Here is a 20,153-nt window from a genome sequence, read left to right as displayed (position 1 = left end):
GCTTCGGTTCGGCGGGTTTCTCTTTTTGAGGAGAATCCCCAATGGTCAAGATGATTGCGCAGCGGCTCTATTATCACGGCGATCACGGCAAGGAATATAAGGCCGGCGAGACGTTCGATGTCGCCAATGAGCGCGATGCAGAACGCCTGGAGCGCCGCCACAAGGCGATGCGCGCCACCGAGATGGCAAAGCCCGCCCATGTCGACCCGCCGAAGAAAGCAAAGCCGGAGGTGGTCGAAGTCGACGAAACCCCAAAGCCGAAGCGGGCTTACCTTCGCCGCGACATGACGGCGGAAGAGACAACCGCGGTCAGACCAATGAGCTATCCTGGCCCGACTGGCGAGGACGAACCGTCGCAATCATAGCATCTGGGCCATCGGCCAAGACATCGAATATCGAGGCGCTTCGGGACAAGGCGCGGGTCATCGCCATCAAGGAAACCGTCGACCTCTGCCCATGGGCGGATGTGGTCTACGGCTGCGACGGGCCATGGTGGAAGCACCGCAAGGGCCTTCCCGACTTCCACGGCCTGAAAATCTGCTGGGCCAGCAATGGCCTTGAAGGGTTTCCCGACATTCGCCGGGTGAAGATCGCGGCCAGTGGTGGCAATCGCTATCTCGATGATCTGCAGATGAAAATCGGCACGGTCGGGGCCGGCGGGAACAGCGGGTTCCAGGCGCTCAATCTGGCGGTTCAATTCGGGGCCAAGAGAATCCTTCTCGTCGGCTTCGACATGACTGATCGCAACGGTATCCACTGGTACGGCCGCAATACCTGGCACGGCGCCAATAACCCGAACGAATCCAACTTTCGCCGCTGGATCGAGGCTTTCGACAAAGCCGCGCCGGTGCTGTCTGCAATGGGCGTTCAAGTCATCAATACGTTTCAGGGCTCGGCGATGCGCTGTTTCCCGCGCCGCTCGATCGAGGACATGCTCGCAGAATGGCAATGAAACAATCGATCTGGGTCGGCTTCGATCCGCGTGAGGCCGACGCATTCGCGGTGGCGCGTCATTCCATCAACCGGCATCTCATCACCCCGATACCGGTGCGCGGCGTGGTGCTGACGGATCTTCGAACCGGGGGGCTATACACCCGGCCAACGAGCCGCAAGGACGGGCGTTTGTGGGATGATATCTCCGATGCTCCGATGAGCACGGAATTCGCCTGCAGCCGCTTCATGGTGCCTCGTCTGGCCAAGACAGGATGGGCGCTGTTCATCGACGCCGACATGCTGGTGCGCCGCGATCTGCTGGCGTTGTTCAAATCGGCCGACTCCGACAAGGCCGTCATGGTGGTGAAGCACGATCACCAGCCGACGGCGACCACCAAAATGGACGGGCAGGCCCAGACCCGGTACCCGCGCAAGAACTGGTCGAGCGTGATGCTGTTCAACTGCGACCACCCGGCTAACCAGAAACTGACGCCGGAACTGGTCAACTCGGTACCCGGCCGCGATCTGCATGCCTTCTGCTGGCTCAAGGACGAGGAGATCGGCGCGCTCGATCCGAAATGGAACTATCTGGTCGGCCATTCCGACCCGGCGATCGACCCGGCGATCGTGCATTTCACAGATGGCACGCCGGCAATGGCGGGCTACGAGGATTGCGAATACGCCGACGAATGGCGTGCAGAACTGGCGAGGTGGGCAGCGTGACTGTTGAGGAATTTCTTGCAACTCTGTCTGCCGAGGATGGCGGCTGCGAACTGAAGGTCGTCATCGCCGGCAAGAGGTATGCAGTTGAACGCGCTGGCCTCATGAATGTCGATCTACTGCCCGATCCGGAAACCTACGATTTGGAAGTTCATCTGTTCGCTGGCGAACCGGACCATCAGTGGGGCCCGCATCCAGAGCGGACGGCAATGCTCAATGCTTCGGCAAACCCAATTTACGGCGTCGGTTTCCCGATAGCTATCGTCATCTTGATTTCGTTGTTCATCGTCGCAGGGCTATTTGCAGTTGCCTCGATGGGCTCTTAAATGGGCTTCGGCGACCAACTCCTCGGCTCCGGCTTGGCCAAGGGTGCCGCGGCGCGCGGCCGGCGCATCGCCTTCGGCAACGGGATCAAGATCATCTGGGACCAGCACAGCGCCGAGGTGTTTCGCGGCAATCCGAACATCGTCGCTCCTGGGTCTGAATGCGCCGATCGCATTGACTGGATCCCGTTCTACAAGGGTCATCGTCTCTACAATCGGCAGGCCGGCGACCGCTGGGTCTGGAACATGGATTTCCACGCCATCCCCGGCGAGATGTATTTTGATGATGCCGAGCGGAAGGCAGGGGCCAGATTCGGCAAGGGGTTCGTGATCATCGAGCCGCAAAGCGCGCCGTGGAAGTCGGTAGCGGCCAACAAGGATTGGGGCAGGGCAAAGTTCCAGGCCGTGGCAGATCGGCTAAAGGCGGCGGGCCACAAGGTCGCGCAGTTCCAGTCCGACAAGGGATCGCCGGTGCTGGCCGGTGTGACAGCGCTCAAGACAACGTCCTTTCGCGATGCGGTGGCGGTGCTGTCGCATGCGGCGATCTACATCGGCTCTGAGGGCGGTCTTCATCATGCGGCGGCCGCGGTCGGCATTCCGGCGGTTGTCCTGTTCGGTGGCTTCATTCCGCCATCTGTGACCGGCTACACGACGCACGCGAACCTGACCGGTGGTGCTGAGGCCTGTGGCTCTCTGAAGCCCTGCTCGCACTGCAGGAAGGCGATGGAGGCAATCTCCGTCGAGGAAGTCATCGAAGAGGCTCGGGAAAGGCTCTGAATGGTCGACAAGTTTACCCCCGTCGGGGCCAAGTACACCGTCCAGCGTCGCGTCGCCGGGTACCACGATATCCGCATGGATGGCATGGTCGACCTGCTGCTGCGCGCCAAGGGCAAGTCGGTGTTCGATATCGGCTGCAACCGCGGGCTGGTCGGGTTCGAGTTCGCCAACAATGGCGCGACGGTGGTTCATGGCTGCGACATCTTCCCTGAAGGCATCAACACGGCGCGCGAGGTCTTCGCCGATCTGCGCTCTACTGAAAGCCGGTTCGAGGTGGTAGACCTGACAAGGGGCCCGGCGGCGCTGTCGGCCTTCGTCGGGCAGCAGTATGATTTCACGCTCTGCCTCGCCACCTATCACAAGCTCAAGCGCATCATGAATCCGGCGGACCTGACGGCGCTGATGCAGCATTTCGGCAAGTGGACGAAGGGATACTTCGCTTGGCGCGGGACGTCGGACAAGCCGGAGGAGAACGACGAGGAGATCAGCAACCTCGACAGCGACCTCAAGCAGGTCGGTCTGATCCGCATCCACACGTCCTACATCTCTGCCGAGCTCGGCGTTGCAGCGATCTGGGCGCGCACATGACCATCATGCAAGTTGCCGCCGAGATCGACGCGCTCGCCGAGGTCTTCCGCAAAGAGGGCGTCAAATCCTTCCTCGAGATAGGCTCCAAGTTCGGCGGTTCGCTGGAACGTCTCGCAAGCGCGATGCCGGTAGGGTCGCGGGTGGTCTCGGTGGATCTTCCACGGGGCACGCGGGCATGGCCACAGAGCGAAGCCGAATTGAAAGCGACGGTCTCCAAGCTTCGCCTGAAAGGCTACGATACGCACCTGATCTGGGGCGACAGCACGGCGCCGGATGTCATCGCGCAGGTGCGGGCGCTCGGGCCGTTCGACGCCGTGTTCATCGACGCCAACCATACGACGCCTTACCTGTGGAAGGATTGGGAAAACTACGGGTCTATCGGCAAGATCGTGGCGTTCCATGACATCGCATGGCATCGTGCGCCGGACTGGAAAGAGGGCGTCCGTATTGACGTTCCCGAATTCTGGCACGTCATTAAGTTCGCACGGAAGCGCGTCGAGGAATTTCGCTTCTGCCCGACCGGCAAGAACAACGGGATTGGCGTCTTATGGCGCTCATAGTCTCGACTTGGCTCTGGGGCACGAAATACGACTGGATCTATGTCGATCGGCTTCGCGCTGGCGTCGCGAGGCACCTGAAGCAGGATCATGAGTTCCGGGTGTTCTCTCCCGGCCCGCAGGACATTCACCTCGCCGAAATGAAAGGCTGCTTTGCGCGCCTCCGGCTTTTCGATACCGTTTTCCAGAAGGCTTTTGGTTTTCAGGAAGGCGACCGCATCGTCTGCATGGACCTCGACCTGATTGTCACCGGCTCGCTGGATGAACTGTTCGACCGGCCGGAGCCCTTCGTCATCCTGCAGGGCGCCAACGCGGTCAATCCTTGCCCGTTCAATGGCTCGCTTTGGATGCTTCAGGCCGGCTACCGACCGGATGTATGGCAGGAGTTTTCCCCGGAACTGGCCGCGAAGGTGCCGTACTTTTCGTTCCCCGATGACCAAGCGTGGCTGGCCGACATGATCCCTGATGCCGCCGGATGGCAATGCGGCAAGGAGAGCGGCGTGTACGCCTTCCAGAAGCGCGGCTGGCCGAAGGGCGAGGCGCTGCCGGCGGATGCCAAAGTGGTGTGCTTTCCCGGCTGGCGCGACCCGTCGCAATATGTCCGGTTGCCATGGGTTGCCGAGCATTGGCGCGCATGATCCACGCTTTGGCGCTTGTTGAGACCTCCTTCGTGGCGGCCGGCGCGCAGGTCTGGCAGTTCGCAAGCGTGATCCGTTGCGCCATGGTGGGCGAGCGGACTAGCATCGGGCCATACACCAAGGTCGACGGCGCGCAGATAGGGTCCGATTGCCGTATCGAGGACCATTGCTCGATCAACCCCGGCACAGTCATCGGTGATCGTGTGTTCGTCGGGCCGGGTGTCCGGTTCTGCAACGATTTGTGGCCATCGACCGACAAGGAAGGGTTTGAAAGCCCGACCAGACCGACGGTCATTGTTGAGGATGATGTATCGATCGGCGCCGGCGCAATCATCCTGCCGGGTGTTCGCATCGGCAAGGGCGCTCTGGTGGCCGCAGGGGCCGTTGTGGGCAAGAGCGTGGCTCCGGGCGTCGTCTACCGCCGGAACGACTGGAAGGCGCTCCAGCGGCCCGCTGATTGGCCAAAGCGGCGGATGAGGTATGTCGCTTGATCACCGTCGCGACGATGCTCTGGGACGCTAACGAGCATTCCCGAAATTTCTCGCGCGGCTATGACGAAACGTGGGTGGAAAAGCTATATCGTGGTTTCGACCGTAATCTCTCCAGGCCATTCAGGTTTGTCTGTTTCACCGATCGGTATCGAGAGTTCAATGAGCCCATCCTGCAGCAAAGATTTCGAACCAGAGGCAAACCTGATTACGGCTTTTGCATCGAGCCGTTTATACTCAACGTGCCTCTCATTGTCGTCGGACTTGATACCGTCATATTGGGCAACATCGACCATCTCGCCGACTGGTGCATGACGGCAGACAAGATTGCATTGCCGAATCCCTACGGCAAGGAAGCCTGCAACGGCGTGGTGCTCTGCCCGGCCGGCAAGCGGGCTATCTTCGACGATTGGCGCGGCGAAAACGACATGGACTGGCTCCGCAAGCAGCCGCACGAGACCATCGACGCGATTTGGCCCGGCGAGGTGCAGTCATACAAGGCGCATGTTCGCGGCAAGGGTCTGGGCGCGGCACGCATCGTGTATTTCCACGGCATGCCAAAGCCGCCGGCGGTAAATGAAGCCTGGGTCAGGGAGGGTTGGCAGTGAGACGGTATTGGGTCGGGCTCGAATCGAAATGTTCGCCAAACGGGCACGGCGAGGACTACCGCGAATATGTCGAGGTCGAGGACGGCGAGGATGAGGCCGGCAAGATCCACGATGCGATCGTTCGTTTGGCGCTTGACCTGACCAACATGCGAGATGGCGATCGCATCGCGGTCCACCTTCTGCCAGAGCCGATGGTTCGAGAATGACGGGTGGAATTTCTCCGTCGTCTGTCTGCCTGTTCATTCCCGGCCATCTGAAGGCGTTCAAGCTCAATCTGTTCAACCGCATTGGAGCGACAATCGAGAAGGCCGGCGGCTGCATCGTGCGGGCCGACTTCGCTGCGCTCGATCGATTGTCGGACGACATCATTCCGGTGGTCGGCTGCACGCCGGATATCAAGCCGCTGATCGAGGGGTGGCGGGCGCGCGGCCGGAAGTGGATTTACTGGGACCGTGGCTACTATTTCCGCGTCTTCGCCACCGACCTGCCAACAGGCGACAACGGGGGCATGTATCGCTGGCATGTCGGTTCGTTTCAGATGCAGTCAGTCCGCGATGTGCCGGCTGATCGCTGGGAACGCAAACCCGCGCCAATCTGGCCATGGCAGCGCACTGGCCGACACATCGTCGTTGCCGAGCCGAGCGAGACCTACGAGCGCTTTCACGGCATCGAAGGCTGGACGCGGCGCACGGTGAAGCGCCTGAACGAATTGACAGACCGGCCACTGCTGATCCGCAACAAGGAAATGCAGCGCTCTGGCCGCAAACTGCATGAAGACTTGAAGGGTGCGCATTGCCTGGTGACGCACGGATCAAATGCCGCGGTCGAGGCTGTCATCATGGGATGCCCGGTCTTCGTCCACCAGGATAGCGCGGCCTCGCTTGTCGGGCGCTGCGATCTTGGGCGCATTGAAGAGCCGATCTATCCCGATCGGCAACCTTGGCTGAACAGCCTAGCCTATTCACAGTTCGATGAGCGCGAGCTCGTCTCTGGAGATTTGTGGAAGATGCTATGAGCTATCTGACCACCCCACAGGAGACATTGGAGGCAGAAGTCATAGCCGCGCTTGAGGGCGAGGGCTTCGCTTACGATCCGCTGCGCCACACATGGCCGCAATATCTGGCGACGGTGCTCGGCGATCCAACGGCGTATTTGTTCAAGTCCATCGCACAAATGCTGTCCGAGGTCGACGCGCAGTATGGAGGGTCTCTCTCGCATCTGAGGGCGTCGATTGCGCGGCTTCTCGATGATGTCGCGGCGAATATCGGTGCGGGCGGGGGTGGTGGGGGCGGCAACGACTATGTCACGCATGGTGTGCATTTTGATGCAACGGCGTTCCTGCATCAGGACGGCAATGTAGCTGACTCCTCGGTTCTTTCGGCGTCTTTCTGGATCAGATTCCCCGGCACTCTGGCCGACCTAAATGGGTCAGCCGACTATCTAGCATCGGATGATATTCAGGTGGTCGCAACTAGCGACTGGGGCACTATCTCAGATGCCTACTTCACATTCGCTGTAAACGATGGCGTGGACAACCCAGGCTTTGGCGGCGGCGGCGTCACGGATATTTTCTCCGACGACATCTGGCTGCACTACATGCTGTCCGTGAATGGCAGTGGCGCGCGCACTTGGTCCTTGTGGGTAGGAAATGTTGATGGCACGGGAACGCTACTGTTCGACCGGCCGGGAGACATTCTCTATCCGTGGAGTGCTCACAACTTTATCGTGAACAAGGGGGCCAACGCCGGCGCCGTCGAATATTCCGACGTCTGGGTGACGACCACGCATTACGTCGACTGGTCGGATTCTGCCACCAGGGCGAAATTTGAAAGCGGCGGCAAGCCTGTCGATCTGGGTGCTGATGGTTCTACCCCATTCGCTTATCAGCCGGAGTTCTTCTTCTCGGGTGACGCGACTGGCTTTTTGACCAACAAGGGTTCTGGCGGTGCCTTCACGCTGACCGGCTCCCTAACCAACGCATCCACCAGCCCGAGCGACTGACGGTGACCCAGTGAAATCCTTCCTGACCATCACGACGCAGAAAGCGACCGGATGAACATCGCGATTGCCTTCATTGCTGTGCTGTTCGTCTCGGCCGCAGCCTTCATTGTCGTCGGCATCTATCTGCTGGTGGGCATGCCTTGGGCCTTTATCGCTGTCGGACTTTTGATGTTCGGCGCCGCCATCTTCCTCCGCTCGGGACTGAAGCCGAATGGCTAACGCACTGACGATCCTTACCAGCGCCATCGTGCCGCGCGCGAAGGCGGTGCCGGCCAGCGCCACCGCTGTCGCCGAGAACCGCGGCGGATGGATTAACCTCATTCGCGAGAGCTTTGCCGGCGCCTGGCAGCAGAACATCACCGTCGATTTCAACTCGGTGCTCTCCTACAACGCGGTCTATGCGTGCATCACGCTGATCGCGTCGGACATTTCGAAGCTCTGCGTCGAACTGGTCCAGGAAGACGCCGACGGCATCTGGACCGAAGTCAGCAGCCCAGCCTATTCGCCCGTCCTGCGCAAGCCGAACCGCTACCAGAACCGCATCCAGTTCTGGGAAGGCTGGATCCTTTCCAAACTCATGCGCGGCAACACCTACGTCCTGAAGGTGCGCGACAATCGCCAGGTGGTGACGGCGCTCTATGTACTCGACCCGAACCGGGTGCGGGTGCTCGTCGCCGACGACGGCTCGGTCTGGTATCGGTTGAACCACGACAACCTCTCCGGCCTCACCGAAGCGATCACGGTGCCGGCGAGCGAGATCATCCACGACCGGTTCAACTGCCTGTTCCATCCGCTGGTCGGGACGTCGCCGATCTATGCCGCCGGTGTGGCCGCCACCCAGGGCCTGGCCATCCAGAACAACTCGGCGAAGTTCTTCGGCAACAAGTCGCAGCCCGGCGGCGTGCTCACGGCGCCAGGCTCGATCGGCGACGACACGGCGGCCCGGCTGAAAGAAGCCTGGGACACCAAGTTCTCCGGCGAGAATGCCGGCAAGGTCGCGGTTCTCGGCGATGGCCTGAAATATGAGCGCATGGCGCTGACCGCCGAGGAATCGCAGCTCATCGACCAGTTGAAATGGACGGCCGAGGTTGTCTGCTCGGTCTTTCATGTGCCGCCCTACAAGATCGGCGTCGGCCAGATGCCGACCAACAACAACGTCCAGGCGCTCAACACTGAATATTATTCGCAGTGCCTGCAGGCGCTCATCGAGTCCGCCGAGCTTTGTCTCGATGAAGGGCTCGGCATCGGCGAGGGCGTGCTCATTGCCGGCAAGACCTACGGCACCGAATTCGACGTCGACAATCTGCTGCGCATGGATTCGCTGACGCAGATGGACGTCCTGAACAAGTCGGCCGGCATCCTCGAAATCGATGAGATGCGCGCCAGGATCGGCGTGAAGAAGACCAAGGGTGGCAACGCCGTCTACCTGCAGCAGCAGAATTACAGCCTCGAGGCGCTTGCCAAGCGCGATGCTCAGCCTGATCCGTTCACTATCGCAAAACCAACGGCCGTTCCGATGATGCCGCCGGCAGCGCAAGCGGAGGATCCGCAAGCGGCCTCAAATGACAATGCCACCGCAGCAGCGGCCAAAGACGCTCTGCTCGAGATATGGAAGGGCCTCGGCTGATGACGTTCGACGGGAAAGTCTTCGGCGCGGAGATCGTTGCCATTGTCAAAGGGCATGTCGAGCGCAGCCTAGCGCCGCTTAATGCTCGCATCGAGGCCATGGAGAAGATGATCGCCGCCTGGCCGGTTCCAAAAGACGGTGAGCCGGGAAAGTCGATCACGCTTGATGATGTCGCGCCGATGATCAAGGGAGAGGTCGATCGCCTCGCGGCTCAACTTCCCGATATTGGTGCCATGGTGCGGGAGGCAGTCGACAAGATTCCAGAAGGCATCGACGGCAAGGACGCCGATCCCGAACTGATCAAGCAGATGGTCGCAGACGCCGTTGCCGCGCTCCCGCCCGCAGAGAAGGGCAAGGACGCCGATCCGGTCGAGGTGGCCGCGCAGATCATGGCAGAGGTCGAACGCGCGGTGGCGGCTCTCCCCGTGCCAAAGGATGGGCAAAGCGTCACCCTCGACGATGTGCGTCCGCTGATCGAGGAAGCGGTGACAAAAGCTGTCACCCTCATTCCGGTTCCCAAGGATGGTGTCGACGGCAAAGACGGTCGGGACGGGCTCGACGTCGTGAAGTTCATCAGGGATGATCGGGGACACCTGAACGGAATCCTGCGCGACGGCACCACGGTCGATCTCGGTGAATATGTCGGCAAGGACGGCGCGCCAGGCAAAGACGGTGCCGACGGCGTCGGGTTCGATGACATGAGCGTCGTCTTCGATGGCGAGCGTGGGTTCAAGTTTCGCTTCGTCAAAGGCAGTCAGGTCAAGGAATTTGCGTTCACAGCCCCATGGATGATCTATCGCGGCGTCTTCCGCAGTGGAGAATCCTATAAGGAAGGTGACGTCTGCACCTGGGGCGGCAATATCTACCATTGCCATACCGATACGACCGACAAGCCGGATGGTGAGCAGCGCTGTTGGACCTTGGCGGTCAAAAAGGGGCGGGATGGCAAAGATGGGATCATAAAACCCGCGCGCGAAATCACGCCGGTAAAGGTCGACTGACATGGCGTTCCTCATCGTCACCATCCAGGAAGCACGGGACTGGCTTCATCTCGACGATGCTGAGACCGATGCCGTCATTTCGCGGGCGCTCAGTGCATCCTCGCGCGCCGTGGTGCGCTATCTCAAATGGCAGGCCGGCAGCATTCTCATCATCGACAGCCCGCCGAACTCGCCGCCGGACGATCTGACCAATGTGGTCGACGATGTTGCGATGGCGGTCCTGATGCTGGCCGGCATCCTGCTGAAGGAGCGCGACGGCGACCCGGACGGCATGTTCTTCGATGTGGGGCAGCTTCCGAAGCCAGTGACAGCGCTGCTTTACCCGATGCGCGATCCTACGTTGGCCTGACCATGCCAGTTCGCGGCGACAAGGAAACAGCAAGGGCACTGCGGGCGCTTTCGCAGCAGGTGGCGGTTCCGCTTGGCGTGACCTCACGCTTTGCTCTGCAGCCCACGCTGAAGGCAGCAAGAGCCAATGCCAAGGCGCTGCCGCTGAAGGAAAGCACCGGGACGCTGGCGGCATCGCTGGTTATCAGGCAGAAGCCGCGCACATCAAAGCTCAATCCGACGTTTCAGGTAGGCCCGAACGCTGGCTTCCAGCGCAACACCGAATTCGGTCCACGCCGGCCGGTCAAATACGCTCATCTGGTCGAGTTCGGCACGGCGCCGCATTACCAGCCGGGCAGGGGTGTCGTTCATCCTGGCTCGGCGCCGCATCCATTCATGGCGCCAGCCTATTATTCGACCCGCGATCAGGTCGTGAAGCGCTTCGGCGACAAGATCGGCCCGGAGATGGAAAAGCGAGCGGCGAAACTGGCTGCGAAACTGCCTAAGTGAACTCGTGCCGGCAGAACCGGCAAATCTTGGCGTCGACCTTAACCTGCTCGGCACATTGCGGGCAGGTCTTTTCGAAGATCGGACCATTGGTGAAGCGCGGCTCGGCTGGCCCGGTGACCGTCACCGCGACATGAGCAGTCCGCAAGTCTTTCGAGGCGAGCAATAGCAAGCCGCCGATCACCGGCGATGCAACAAAAGACAGCAGGAACCAGGGCATGCCACGCCGGCCGCGATAGTTCTGCGCGGCCAGACCGACAATGAATGACAGCGCTAGGTAAAGGGCGAACAGCATAATGGCCTCAATCAGCGCCGGGGAACTCGACCGCCGCGTCGAGCTTCAAAGCTACACCACAACGACCAACGCCTACAATGAGGACGTTCAGGCGTGGTCGACCTATGCCACCGTCTGGGCGAAGATGGAGTTCCATACGTCTGTGGAGGGCGAGGCTTCGGCTCGGCAATATGCGGAGATGGGCCTGTATTTCACCATCCGGTATCGCACCGGCCTTGAGCCCAATCACCAACTGGTTTTCGAGGACAAGACCTATCGCATCGTCGGCCGGCCTCGCGAAATCGATCGCCGCAAGTTCCTCAAAATCCAAGCGAGCCTGGTTGAATGAGCGCGGTTTCCCTGACCATCAACGCGCTTCTGGCGCAGGCGAGCGTGACCGCGCTGGTCTCGACCCGGATCAAGCCGCTTCCATTGCCACAGGGCCTTGCGCTGCCGGCTATCGCCGTCGCCATGTCGGCGGAGGATGAGGAATACCTGCTCGCCGGCGCCTCTCAATACCCGGAGGCGACGGTGCAAATCCACTGCATCGCGCTCAAAGCGAGCGAAGCCATCGATATCGGCGAAGCGGTCAAGATTGCCCTGCGCGATCTGCACTGGGCCGGCACCAACTCGCCGCCGACGGATGATGCCTGGTTCACCAAGGAGCCCGTCGACTTCACTGATTTCGCCGACGATCTGTCCACCCATCGTCGTGTCATGAGTTTCGCCGTCCGCTGGCGATAACCCGCGCCCCTCAAAGCGCTTCCCCGGCCCGTCAATCCCGACGGGCTTTTGCTGCCTGAAAAGGAACTCTCGAAATGGTTGCAACAACCGGCAAAGCCGGGCGCGGCACGCTGCTTAAAATGGGCGATGCCGGCTCCCCGGAAATCTTCACCGCCATTGCCAACGTGGCGAGCTTCAATGGTCCCAACGAGAGCATGACCATGCTCGACGGGACGCACCTGAACTCCGGCGAGTTCATGGAGAAGATCCCCGGCATGAAGGACGGCGGGCAGGTCTCGCTGACCTGTCACTTCGATCCAACCAACGCCACGCATGACGCGGCGACTGGTCTCAAATCGAAGTTCGACAGCAAGGTGCTGACCAACTTCCGGCTGGACTTCACGGCCATCTGGGCGACCAACAACCTGGTGTCGTTCTCGGCCTATGTAAATCTCGGGCCGATCCAAGGCGCGCCGAATACCATCATCACGCGTGACGTTACGCTGGAAGTCTCCGGCGCTGTCACCTGGAGCACTGGCCCATAATGGCAAACAGGCATATCGGTGAGGTTTCGGCCTCGGAGTTCGGCGGCGGCGTGGTCCTGCGTCTCGACATGGCAGGGCTCGCCGCGCTCGAGGATGAGTTCGGTGAGTTCACATGGTCGAACAGGCTGTTCCTTGGCCTGTCGATGGTCTCGGCATCGAAGATGAATGCGGTCCTCAAGGCCAGCCTGCGCAATAACAAGGGAACGCTGTTCTCAAGCGGAGATGCGATGCCCGAATGGCCGCTCGACAAGCCGTTCGTTCTCTTGGCGAAGAAGTGCCAGGACGCCATCACCATGGCGATCTACGGCAAGCCCTATGAGGAATGGGCGGCATCGACAAACGAGCCGCAAGAGGCCGACGACCCCCCTCCGGACGGCGCGGAGGTATTGTAGCCGAGGCCTACAAGGCCGCCATCCGCGCCGGCATATCTGACGATCAGTTCTGGTCGTCAACCCTTTGTGCGCTTCGGCAGCGCATCGAGATCACGTTCCAGCAGCAGGTCGAGGACATTTGGACGCTCGCATGGTGCGCTTCCAAGCTGAACGTCTTCGCATGGCACGATCCGAAGAAACTCCCGAAAACCCCCTCGTCCATTTGGGAGCAAGCTCCCGATCCTGCTCTTGCCTTGGCCGCCGCTTTCGGCCGGCCTGGCGGTTGAAGAATTTGAGGTAATCCAGTGGTCGCAACCGTCGGATCGATTTCGATCGATCTCTCCACAAATGCTGCCAAGTTTGCGGATGGCTTCAAGTCGTCAGCGACTACGGTCGAGCAGCAGTCGGCGCGCATGGCCAAGGCCGTCGGCACGGTTGAGAAGGGCGTCAACTCGGTCGGCGCCACGCTCAAGAATTTCGGCGCGGGATTGGCGGCTGGTGCAGGCCTGACCGCCATTGCATCGCTCAGCGGCGCATTCGACAAGCTGAAGGAGACCATCTCCGAATACGACAAGATAGCCAGCGATGCCAAGACGACGGGGCTGAAGACCGACACGTTCCAGGCGCTGGCCTTTGCCGCGAAACAGGCAAACATCGAGTACGACAGCTTCAACTCGTCGCTCGATATTTTCGCCAAGAACTCCGGTCTAGCGGAAAGGGGACAGGGCGCACTCTATGCCGGCCTGAAAAACCTCAACCCGCAACTGCTGCAGGCCATCCTGAACACCAAGGATCAGGAGGAACGGCTCAAGCTTGTATCCGACGCGATGGCGAATACCAGCGACGCGACACAGAGGGCGGCGCTGTCGACGGTCATCTTCGGCAAGGGCGGCATCGAGATGGCCCGCATCCTTGAGCAGGGTCGCGCCTCGATCGAAAAGTTCAAGCAGTCGGCCCGCGAGATGGGCATCATCATTCCCGACGAATTGCTGCAGCGCGCCGGCGAACTCGACGACAAACTCGATCTGCTCTCCAAGGTCATCAGCGTCCAGTTGGGACAGGCGCTGATCAATCTGGCGCCTATCCTGGTAGGCTCGATCCAGGGCTTTGCCGATTTCTCCAAGGAATTGAACAACACCGCCGCCGTCATCGACAACTTCATCAACAATCCGAGCCTCGCTAACTTCGCCAAGATTTTTGGCGAGGGCAGCATCAAGAACGGCCTCGACGGGCTGGCGGAATCGTCGCATCGCAGCACAGCCGCCATCCAAGCCGATATCGAGCAGGTGCAGCAGACGCTCGACAATCTGCGAAAGGATGCTGCGGTCGGCCTCGATGTTACCGTCCAGACCGACCGCGCGCAGGAAGACTTGAAGGCGCTGCAGGAGGAGTTGCGCCGTACCAGCATTGCCGCTCAAGCCGCAGCCAACAACGCGTCTGGTGCCTTCGACGAAATGCTCAAGTCGATGGGCAATATTGGCGCTGCCGCACCCAAGTCGCTGCCGACAGTCACCGGCTACCGGAGTGGGACATCCGGTCCGCCAAGCGTCACGCAGTACGGCCCCGGGTCTTCTGACCTTGGCTTGATCGATCGGTCATCTAGGTCAGACGATACCGTCGTAAACGGCGTAAGGGTACGAAAGTACGGGGGGTATCAGAGCAACCCAGCCAATTTCCTAACCGAGCACACCGATCAATACGGCGCTAAGATTTTCGATTCTTCGAAGAGTACGGCTTCCTATACCCAGCAGACCGCCGACAACGTTTCGAAACTCGACTCCAACACCAAGGATTACCTCAGCAGTTTGAGCCGCGACATCGGCGGCTATTCACAGCAGCAATCGATCGCAATCAGTCGGCTTTCTCAGGTCGTTGGCGCTTCGATGCAGCAGCTCAACTCCTATGCCCTGGCTGCCCTGGTCCACAACAATGACAGCGGCGCTACGGGCACCGGCAAAACCATGTTCGGGGACTCCTTCGATTCCCAATATGGCAGCTACATCTCAAGCTGGGGTGTCGGGAAAACCACGCGGCCGAGCGTCAAATTCCCGACGACATCGAGCGACGGGAACTATGGCACCTCGGTCAATGTCCAGCAGCCGGGCAATCCGATCACCTTCAACTATACCGCGGCGCCGGGCGTGAGCAATGAGACCGCAAAGCAACAGGCGCTCGACATGTACTACACAATGACGACTGCGGCGGCGAGGGCATAATGGTCGATACCGTCGCCATCAATGACAAGTTCGCGCTCGGGCTTCGCTGCGGGCCGGTCTTTCAAACAACATCCCTTCCGTTGCTCGGTGGTTTCGAGGATCGCAACCAAGACTGGCCCATAGCACTTTGGAAGTATGAGGCCAGCCTGATCAATAGGCCGATCGCCGAAATCCAGGCGTTTGAGGCGTTTTTGCTAGGTCGTCGCGGCGCGGCAAATTTATTCCCACTGCGCGATCCGCAATACAGCACGCTGACCGACGAGAACATCGGCACTGGCGACGGCACCACGGCGTCATTCCAAATCTATAAAACCTACCCAGACGTCGATCGGCCATACCGTCGTCCGATCACCATCGTAAATAGCCTTGTCATGAAGGTCGCAGGAGTGATCACGGCCAATTATACCGAAGCCGATGGCGTGGTCACCTTTACGGGCGGACATATCCCGACGGCTGGACAAGCTATAGCCGTCGGGTCATGCAACTGGTTTGCGCGCGTCCGCTTCGAACTGGATTACAATCCAATCACGTTCCCGGTCACCCTGAATAATACCCGTCCAGTCGCCTCGGCCGGGCCCTTCGTTCTCGTCGAGCGCTTCCGTTGAGCAGGCTCACCTCTGCCGGCCTCAAGGCTGCAATGTCGGCCACGCCGCACACGCTCGGCTGGCTTGGTCAATTCGTGTTTCTCGACGGAACCACCATTCGCGTCTCAGGCACAGGGCAGGATCAATCGTTCAACTCGCATACCTGGACGGCTGACAAGAGCTTCAAGGGCTCGACCCTGAAGTTCACCGGTGATGGCTCGGTCCCTGATGGCGAGGTGACGGCACCTGCTGCGATCTCCGATGCCTATGACGCCGAGGATGTCTATGCCGGCACGTTCGAGGGGATGGAAATCACCCTGTTCGTAGTGAGCTTCGACAGCCCGTCAGACGGCGGCATGCAGCTTGGCCCCTACACGGTCTCCGAAATCAACTATGACGATAGAGGCAAGATTGCCGTGTTCGAGGTGCGCGGCATCCTGCAGCGCGCCAAGGAGATCACTGTCGAGGAACTGTCGGTCGCCTGCCGTTCCGATCTCGGCGACCCGCGCCCCGGCTTCTGCACCCTGCCGCTCTATCCCAATAATGTGGCGCGCAGCACTGCCTATGCCGTCGGCGATTATGTACGTGTCTCGGATGCTGGCAACTATCACAACCGCATGTTCCGATGCACGACGGCGGGAACGACAGCGAGCTCGGCTCCATCTTACAATTACACCGTAGCCGCGACCACGACCGACGGAACGGCGGTCTTCACGGCGGCCGAGGCATGGGTGCGTTCCGGCGTTGTGGCGACGCATACCGATGATGGCGACTTCACCGCGACCCTGACCGAAAGCCGTGCTGTCGATGGCTGGTTCACCAATGGCGTCATCAAATGGACCTCGGGCCAGAATATCGGGCTGTACAACCAGGTGCGCGCCTGGACGCAATCCACGTCACGCATCCAGCTTTGGGGTGCCGCCCGCTGGCCGGTCGCCGTTAATGACACGTTCGAAATCGTCCCCGGCTGCGACAAGACGTTCACCATGTGCAGGGATCGCTTTGCCAACTCGATAAACTTCCGTGGTGAAAACCTGCTGCCCGGCTTGGCGTTCCTGATCGGGGCTGGCAAGTAAAATGGGCATCAAGCGTCCGATCCTCTACATCGGGGGACCGCCGCCGGCCACGCCGACGGTTGCGGATGTCCCGCCTTTCCAGGCCACCTTGCCGACCTCGGCCTATGGCCAGACGATCCCGGTTATTTGGGGCCTAGCTAGATTGCCGGCCGCCTATATCTGGTGCGCGCCGATCCTGACCATCACTTCAACGCATCAGGAGTTCTGGGATACCGTCACCACGACAACGACCGGGTTGACGGCCAGGCTTCGCTTTGCACGTCCTCTGGTGCCGGATTCGCAATGGTCGATACGCAAACTCTACGCCAATGGTAAGCTGATCTGGGACGGGACCACCGGATATCGAGCCGACGGCCTTAATTTCCGTTTTTACGATGGCCGCAGCACGCAAGGCCGTGACCCCGCCATGGTGAGCGAAGAGGGTGAGGCCAACGTCTCAGCCCATCGCGGCTATCTCGATATCGTCGTCCAAGACTATGACGTGTTCGGGTTTGGCTCCCCACCAGTGTTCGAGGCGGAGTTCGTTCAGGCTCTCGGCGACGCGGTATCGGTCCAGAACTTCGTCGGATTCTCATCGGATCCGGTAGACACCGTTGCCGCTGGAGATTGGGAGAGCAACACCTGGTATGGGTTTTCGAACAATTCAGGGATGATCCGCCGCTTCTCGACGGGGTTTCTGCGAGAGATTTATGCCATCCCGGTCAGTGGCCTCGGCCGTGCCTATTCGACTATTGTCGAGGATTATTTCCGCTATTTCCCCAATATCGACAGGCTCATCGGTTTTGGCTTCGTGCCGGGTATTTCCGGCGGAACCTATCCGATCCTGTTCAACCCCGTCACGGGAGTTGCGATCTCCGAAGGTCTGGATATCGGCGGCACCGGTCAGTTGCTCAATGCTGCAGGTGCCTTTCAGATCGGCAGTGCCGGCGTCCTGATCGTCGGAAGTTATCACCTCGGCTATGTCTCTCTCTTCACGTTTAATGCAAGCTCAATCGTTCGGGTCAGCCTTTCTGGCGCGTCATGGGACGGACGAGGGGTGCCGGAATCCATTTCCATTGGCGACATCCGCGCGGATAACGCCGACGTCTGGGTCTGCGTCGGGACGGTGCTTTACAAGGCCGTCGTCAACGCGCTCGGACAGGTTCTAAGCATCACCTCTTTCGCGACCTTTGCACATAATCTTCGTTATGCGGTCTTCTACAATGATGACGTGATCGTTTGGGACGACAACGCTCAGGCCATCCGCATTGATGGCGCAACAGGCGCCACCGTCTGGACTGTTTCCGTCCCTTACCAGATCGAAGTCGCACAATCGCGCCGCCTGGGAACGGCTGATGCAAGCAATCTGAATGACACGCTCTTCTTCCAGTCCGGCGTTTCCTACTATTTCACCAGTCTTATTGATGGGACCACCAGAACGGTCTCCAATGCCGATGTGTCGAGCGGGCGGTATGTCTACGACGCCGATTCCAGCATCGCCATAACGACAGACAACACGGTGCCGCAGCGCCGGCAGTTTGACGTGGCAGGCAGTGGGTCTCTGCGCAACCTGTCGGATTTCTTGGAAGCATTGATGGCGGCAGGGGGATTCGAACCAGCGCAGATCGAAACCATCAATGTTGATGATCAGGTGCAGGGGGCTGTGATCGATGTGACGGCAGGCGTGCGAGACATTGCGCGAGCGACCTGCGAGCCCTATTCCATCGCCATCTTTGAACGCTCCGGCGTCATCATCTTCAAGCGGGCATTGACTGACGCCTCGTTTGCCGTTGATCTGACGCTCTCCTCTTCTGGCGACATTGCCGACAGTGGCGGACAGGCGATCAAGGCCAGGCGCCTTAACCCGGAGGAGTTCGTTTCCCGCTACGGCATCAATTATCGCGACCCTGACCAGATATACCAGACGCGCGCGCAATTCGGGGAAATTCCGACCCTTCCTCTGCCGGTAGCGCCGGCTGACTGGTCGGTGAAGGCCGATATTCCGATCATCGCCGATGCCGATACGATCAAGACACTGGCCACGCAGAAGGTGAACCGGATGGCGATCGAGCGTCATGAGTTCACCATGACGCTGCGCGCCAAATATGGGGACGTCGAGCCGGAGGATATCGCCCGGTTCATCTTCGCCAACCGCCTGATCACCGCGCGCATCACGGAAACGACCGTGCGGCCCGACTACTTGCTCGACGTGCTCGCTACGGAATTCCTGTCAAGCGTTTCGGTGTCTATCTCTGGCGCGGTCGGTAGACCAATTGAACCCGAGCCCATCGGCACCCCGGCAAGCCGCTATTACCATCTCGATATTCCGCTGCTGTCCGATAGCCACGATCTCGCGGGCTCCGGCCTGGTGCAGTATCATGTGTTGGCCTCGGCCGGGCAGCCCTATTGGGATGGCGCTACGCTCTACCGCAAGGACTCGTCAGGCACCTATCAGGCGGTGGCAGGCCAGACCACCAATGGCATTGTCGGAGTCGCTCTGGGAATTCTTCCGAATTGGGATATCCCTTACGCCACAGAATTCACGCGCACGCTGAATGTTGCCTTCATCTCGGGCGACCCGACGACGCTGACCTCAGCGACCTATCTCGAGATGGTGAATGGCGCGAACTTCTTCGCCATCGGCCAGCCGGGCAGGTGGGAAGTCTGCCAGGTGATGTCCATCACCGTAAACGCTAACGGCACCTATACCTTCGAAGGGCTTCGCCGCGGCCGCAAATCCTCGGAGGAATACACCGCTCTCCATGCAATCGGTGACTATGTTGTCTGGCTCTCGGAGGAGAACGTCCAGCGCATCGACTACACGATCGCCTCGCTTGATGATGCCTTCGATTTCAAGCCGGTCGGTCTCGGCGGCAACATCAACAATACGCCGTCCGTCAACCGAACCGTCACGGGCGAGGCTGAGAAGATTCCGAAGCCTTGCAACCTCAAGGCATCTATTGGAAGCCCTTCCGATGTGCGGCTGTCTTGGGTGCGTCGTTCCCGCATCGGCTCCTTTTGGGCTGATGATGGCGAGGACGCATATACCGCCCCGCTCGGCGAGACGTTGGAACAATTCATCGTGCGCATCAAGAGCGGTCCCGCCGGCACGGTGCTGCGCACCGTCACCGTGAACAACGCCACGCTTTACGACTATCCAGGAAATCTTCAGACGACGGATTTCGGCTCTCCGCTGACCACGGGGAGCAACCTCACCTTCGATGTCCGGCAGGTGTCTGGAACCGGCGTCATCTGCCCGACGCGTGAAACGACCGTCACCCTTTAGGAGC

At 60.2% G+C, this 20,153-nt stretch carries 27 protein-coding genes; 26 read left to right on the top strand and 1 reads right to left on the bottom strand.

From position 1 onward, the window contains the following. The first annotated feature begins 41 nt into the window (after positions 1-41). From D3242_RS01315 to D3242_RS01240, 18 genes are all read left to right on the top strand, one after another. Positions 42-365 (top strand): hypothetical protein, encoded by a 324-nt coding sequence (locus D3242_RS01315; RefSeq protein ID WP_064983139.1) that lies wholly within the window; start codon positions 42-44, stop codon positions 363-365. A gap of 101 nt (positions 366-466) precedes the next feature. Further along, positions 467-952, top strand: a complete 486-nt coding sequence (locus tag D3242_RS01310; RefSeq protein ID WP_064983137.1) for a hypothetical protein — start codon at positions 467-469, stop codon at positions 950-952. Continuing rightward, a complete protein-coding gene (locus D3242_RS01305) occupies positions 943-1,656 on the top strand; it encodes a glycosyltransferase (protein ID WP_064983135.1) in 714 nt (237 codons plus the stop codon). Before D3242_RS01310 ends, D3242_RS01305 begins: the two co-directional genes overlap by 10 nt. Beyond that, a complete protein-coding gene (locus D3242_RS01300; RefSeq protein WP_147377443.1) occupies positions 1,653-1,979 on the top strand; it encodes a hypothetical protein in 327 nt (108 codons plus the stop codon). Before D3242_RS01305 ends, D3242_RS01300 begins: the two co-directional genes overlap by 4 nt. Then, a complete protein-coding gene (locus tag D3242_RS01295) occupies positions 1,980-2,753 on the top strand; it encodes a glycosyltransferase family 9 protein (RefSeq protein ID WP_064983132.1) in 774 nt (257 codons plus the stop codon). Beyond that, on the top strand, positions 2,754-3,341 hold the full coding sequence (locus D3242_RS01290) for a class I SAM-dependent methyltransferase (protein ID WP_064983130.1): 588 nt from the start codon (positions 2,754-2,756) through the stop codon (positions 3,339-3,341). Positions 3,342-3,346: 5 nt separating this feature from the next. Then, the gene (locus D3242_RS01285; protein WP_167470405.1) at positions 3,347-3,901 is read left to right on the top strand and encodes a class I SAM-dependent methyltransferase; all 555 of its coding nucleotides are present in this window, start codon (positions 3,347-3,349) and stop codon (positions 3,899-3,901) included. After that, a complete protein-coding gene (locus D3242_RS33250; protein WP_064983126.1) occupies positions 3,889-4,536 on the top strand; it encodes a glycosyltransferase family protein in 648 nt (215 codons plus the stop codon). Before D3242_RS01285 ends, D3242_RS33250 begins: the two co-directional genes overlap by 13 nt. Further along, complete coding sequence (locus D3242_RS34235) at positions 4,533-5,027, top strand: acyltransferase (protein WP_064983124.1); 495 nt, start codon at positions 4,533-4,535, stop codon at positions 5,025-5,027. The genes D3242_RS33250 and D3242_RS34235 overlap by 4 nt, the downstream gene beginning before the upstream one ends. Further along, positions 5,024-5,632: a hypothetical protein gene (locus D3242_RS01275; protein ID WP_064983123.1), complete on the top strand. Its 609-nt coding sequence runs from the start codon at positions 5,024-5,026 to the stop codon at positions 5,630-5,632. The genes D3242_RS34235 and D3242_RS01275 overlap by 4 nt, the downstream gene beginning before the upstream one ends. Beyond that, complete coding sequence (locus D3242_RS01270) at positions 5,629-5,838, top strand: hypothetical protein (RefSeq protein WP_064983121.1); 210 nt, start codon at positions 5,629-5,631, stop codon at positions 5,836-5,838. Before D3242_RS01275 ends, D3242_RS01270 begins: the two co-directional genes overlap by 4 nt. Continuing rightward, positions 5,835-6,647, top strand: coding sequence for a hypothetical protein (locus D3242_RS01265; protein ID WP_064983119.1), 813 nt, complete (start codon positions 5,835-5,837; stop codon positions 6,645-6,647). Before D3242_RS01270 ends, D3242_RS01265 begins: the two co-directional genes overlap by 4 nt. Continuing rightward, positions 6,644-7,633 (top strand): hypothetical protein, encoded by a 990-nt coding sequence (locus tag D3242_RS01260; protein ID WP_064983118.1) that lies wholly within the window; start codon positions 6,644-6,646, stop codon positions 7,631-7,633. The genes D3242_RS01265 and D3242_RS01260 overlap by 4 nt, the downstream gene beginning before the upstream one ends. Positions 7,634-7,684: 51 nt before the next feature. Beyond that, positions 7,685-7,852 carry a hypothetical protein gene (locus tag D3242_RS33430; RefSeq protein ID WP_167470404.1) on the top strand — a complete coding sequence of 56 codons (168 nt, stop codon included), beginning with the start codon at positions 7,685-7,687 and terminating at the stop codon, positions 7,850-7,852. Further along, positions 7,845-9,260 carry a phage portal protein gene (locus D3242_RS01255; protein ID WP_064983116.1) on the top strand — a complete coding sequence of 472 codons (1,416 nt, stop codon included), beginning with the start codon at positions 7,845-7,847 and terminating at the stop codon, positions 9,258-9,260. The genes D3242_RS33430 and D3242_RS01255 overlap by 8 nt, the downstream gene beginning before the upstream one ends. Then, a complete protein-coding gene (locus D3242_RS01250) occupies positions 9,260-10,261 on the top strand; it encodes a collagen-like domain-containing protein (RefSeq protein ID WP_064983114.1) in 1,002 nt (333 codons plus the stop codon). Before D3242_RS01255 ends, D3242_RS01250 begins: the two co-directional genes overlap by 1 nt. 1 nt (position 10,262) lies before the next feature. Then, on the top strand, positions 10,263-10,610 hold the full coding sequence (locus D3242_RS01245) for a head-tail connector protein (protein ID WP_064983112.1): 348 nt from the start codon (positions 10,263-10,265) through the stop codon (positions 10,608-10,610). A 2-nt stretch (positions 10,611-10,612) separates the two neighbouring features. Next, positions 10,613-11,098: an HK97 gp10 family phage protein gene (locus tag D3242_RS01240; RefSeq protein WP_064983110.1), complete on the top strand. Its 486-nt coding sequence runs from the start codon at positions 10,613-10,615 to the stop codon at positions 11,096-11,098. Here D3242_RS01240 and D3242_RS01235 read toward each other — a convergent pair. After that, entirely contained in the window at positions 11,091-11,390 is a 300-nt protein-coding gene (locus D3242_RS01235; protein WP_064983109.1) for a zinc ribbon domain-containing protein, read from the bottom strand. The genes D3242_RS01240 and D3242_RS01235 overlap by 8 nt on opposite strands. 1 nt (position 11,391) lies before the next feature. On the opposite strand from D3242_RS01235, the gene D3242_RS01230 reads away from it, so the two are divergent. The 8 genes from D3242_RS01230 to D3242_RS01195 all read left to right on the top strand — a co-directional run bounded on the left by D3242_RS01230 (position 11,392) and on the right by D3242_RS01195 (position 20,149). Beyond that, a complete protein-coding gene (locus tag D3242_RS01230) occupies positions 11,392-11,718 on the top strand; it encodes a phage head closure protein (protein WP_064983106.1) in 327 nt (108 codons plus the stop codon). Further along, complete coding sequence (gp17, locus tag D3242_RS01225; protein ID WP_064983104.1) at positions 11,715-12,113, top strand: tail completion protein gp17; 399 nt, start codon at positions 11,715-11,717, stop codon at positions 12,111-12,113. Before D3242_RS01230 ends, gp17 begins: the two co-directional genes overlap by 4 nt. Positions 12,114-12,187: 74 nt before the next feature. Continuing rightward, the gene (locus D3242_RS01220; protein WP_064983102.1) at positions 12,188-12,637 is read left to right on the top strand and encodes a phage tail tube protein; all 450 of its coding nucleotides are present in this window, start codon (positions 12,188-12,190) and stop codon (positions 12,635-12,637) included. After that, positions 12,637-13,029: a hypothetical protein gene (locus D3242_RS01215; RefSeq protein ID WP_064983100.1), complete on the top strand. Its 393-nt coding sequence runs from the start codon at positions 12,637-12,639 to the stop codon at positions 13,027-13,029. Before D3242_RS01220 ends, D3242_RS01215 begins: the two co-directional genes overlap by 1 nt. Before the next feature lie 284 nt (positions 13,030-13,313). Further along, a complete protein-coding gene (locus D3242_RS01210) occupies positions 13,314-15,224 on the top strand; it encodes a hypothetical protein (protein WP_064983098.1) in 1,911 nt (636 codons plus the stop codon). Beyond that, on the top strand, positions 15,224-15,829 hold the full coding sequence (locus D3242_RS01205; RefSeq protein ID WP_064983096.1) for a DUF2460 domain-containing protein: 606 nt from the start codon (positions 15,224-15,226) through the stop codon (positions 15,827-15,829). Before D3242_RS01210 ends, D3242_RS01205 begins: the two co-directional genes overlap by 1 nt. Further along, positions 15,826-16,884 carry a DUF2163 domain-containing protein gene (locus D3242_RS01200; protein ID WP_064983094.1) on the top strand — a complete coding sequence of 353 codons (1,059 nt, stop codon included), beginning with the start codon at positions 15,826-15,828 and terminating at the stop codon, positions 16,882-16,884. Before D3242_RS01205 ends, D3242_RS01200 begins: the two co-directional genes overlap by 4 nt. A 1-nt stretch (position 16,885) precedes the next feature. Continuing rightward, the gene (locus D3242_RS01195; protein WP_064983092.1) at positions 16,886-20,149 is read left to right on the top strand and encodes a GTA baseplate fiber-binding domain-containing protein; all 3,264 of its coding nucleotides are present in this window, start codon (positions 16,886-16,888) and stop codon (positions 20,147-20,149) included. Positions 20,150-20,153: the final 4 nt, after the last annotated feature.

Origin of the sequence: Mesorhizobium jarvisii, assembly GCF_003601985.1 — a bacterium.
Lineage (GTDB): Bacteria > Pseudomonadota > Alphaproteobacteria > Rhizobiales > Rhizobiaceae > Mesorhizobium > Mesorhizobium jarvisii.
The sequence above is the reverse complement of the archived record's forward strand: the minus strand, read 5'-3'. Positions and strand labels throughout refer to the sequence as shown.

Bases quoted from the DNA above. Each gene is read 5' to 3' on its own strand.
- D3242_RS01315 (WP_064983139.1), top strand. From the start codon at position 42: ATGGTCAAGATGATTGCGCAGCGGCTCTATTATCACGGCGATCACGGC.
- D3242_RS01305 (WP_064983135.1), top strand. From the start codon at position 943: ATGGCAATGAAACAATCGATCTGGGTCGGCTTCGATCCGCGTGAGGCC.
- D3242_RS01295 (WP_064983132.1), top strand. From the start codon at position 1,980: ATGGGCTTCGGCGACCAACTCCTCGGCTCCGGCTTGGCCAAGGGTGCC.
- D3242_RS01290 (WP_064983130.1), top strand. From the start codon at position 2,754: ATGGTCGACAAGTTTACCCCCGTCGGGGCCAAGTACACCGTCCAGCGT.
- D3242_RS01285 (WP_167470405.1), top strand. From the start codon at position 3,347: ATGCAAGTTGCCGCCGAGATCGACGCGCTCGCCGAGGTCTTCCGCAAA.
- D3242_RS33250 (WP_064983126.1), top strand. From the start codon at position 3,889: ATGGCGCTCATAGTCTCGACTTGGCTCTGGGGCACGAAATACGACTGG.
- D3242_RS34235 (WP_064983124.1), top strand. From the start codon at position 4,533: ATGATCCACGCTTTGGCGCTTGTTGAGACCTCCTTCGTGGCGGCCGGC.
- D3242_RS01265 (WP_064983119.1), top strand. From the start codon at position 5,835: ATGACGGGTGGAATTTCTCCGTCGTCTGTCTGCCTGTTCATTCCCGGC.
- D3242_RS01260 (WP_064983118.1), top strand. From the start codon at position 6,644: ATGAGCTATCTGACCACCCCACAGGAGACATTGGAGGCAGAAGTCATA.
- D3242_RS33430 (WP_167470404.1), top strand. From the start codon at position 7,685: ATGAACATCGCGATTGCCTTCATTGCTGTGCTGTTCGTCTCGGCCGCA.
- D3242_RS01255 (WP_064983116.1), top strand. From the start codon at position 7,845: ATGGCTAACGCACTGACGATCCTTACCAGCGCCATCGTGCCGCGCGCG.
- D3242_RS01250 (WP_064983114.1), top strand. From the start codon at position 9,260: ATGACGTTCGACGGGAAAGTCTTCGGCGCGGAGATCGTTGCCATTGTC.
- D3242_RS01245 (WP_064983112.1), top strand. From the start codon at position 10,263: ATGGCGTTCCTCATCGTCACCATCCAGGAAGCACGGGACTGGCTTCAT.
- D3242_RS01240 (WP_064983110.1), top strand. From the start codon at position 10,613: ATGCCAGTTCGCGGCGACAAGGAAACAGCAAGGGCACTGCGGGCGCTT.
- D3242_RS01235 (WP_064983109.1), bottom strand. From the start codon at position 11,390: ATGCTGTTCGCCCTTTACCTAGCGCTGTCATTCATTGTCGGTCTGGCC.
- D3242_RS01230 (WP_064983106.1), top strand. From the start codon at position 11,392: ATGGCCTCAATCAGCGCCGGGGAACTCGACCGCCGCGTCGAGCTTCAA.
- gp17 (WP_064983104.1), top strand. From the start codon at position 11,715: ATGAGCGCGGTTTCCCTGACCATCAACGCGCTTCTGGCGCAGGCGAGC.
- D3242_RS01220 (WP_064983102.1), top strand. From the start codon at position 12,188: ATGGTTGCAACAACCGGCAAAGCCGGGCGCGGCACGCTGCTTAAAATG.
- D3242_RS01215 (WP_064983100.1), top strand. From the start codon at position 12,637: ATGGCAAACAGGCATATCGGTGAGGTTTCGGCCTCGGAGTTCGGCGGC.
- D3242_RS01205 (WP_064983096.1), top strand. From the start codon at position 15,224: ATGGTCGATACCGTCGCCATCAATGACAAGTTCGCGCTCGGGCTTCGC.
- D3242_RS01195 (WP_064983092.1), top strand. From the start codon at position 16,886: ATGGGCATCAAGCGTCCGATCCTCTACATCGGGGGACCGCCGCCGGCC.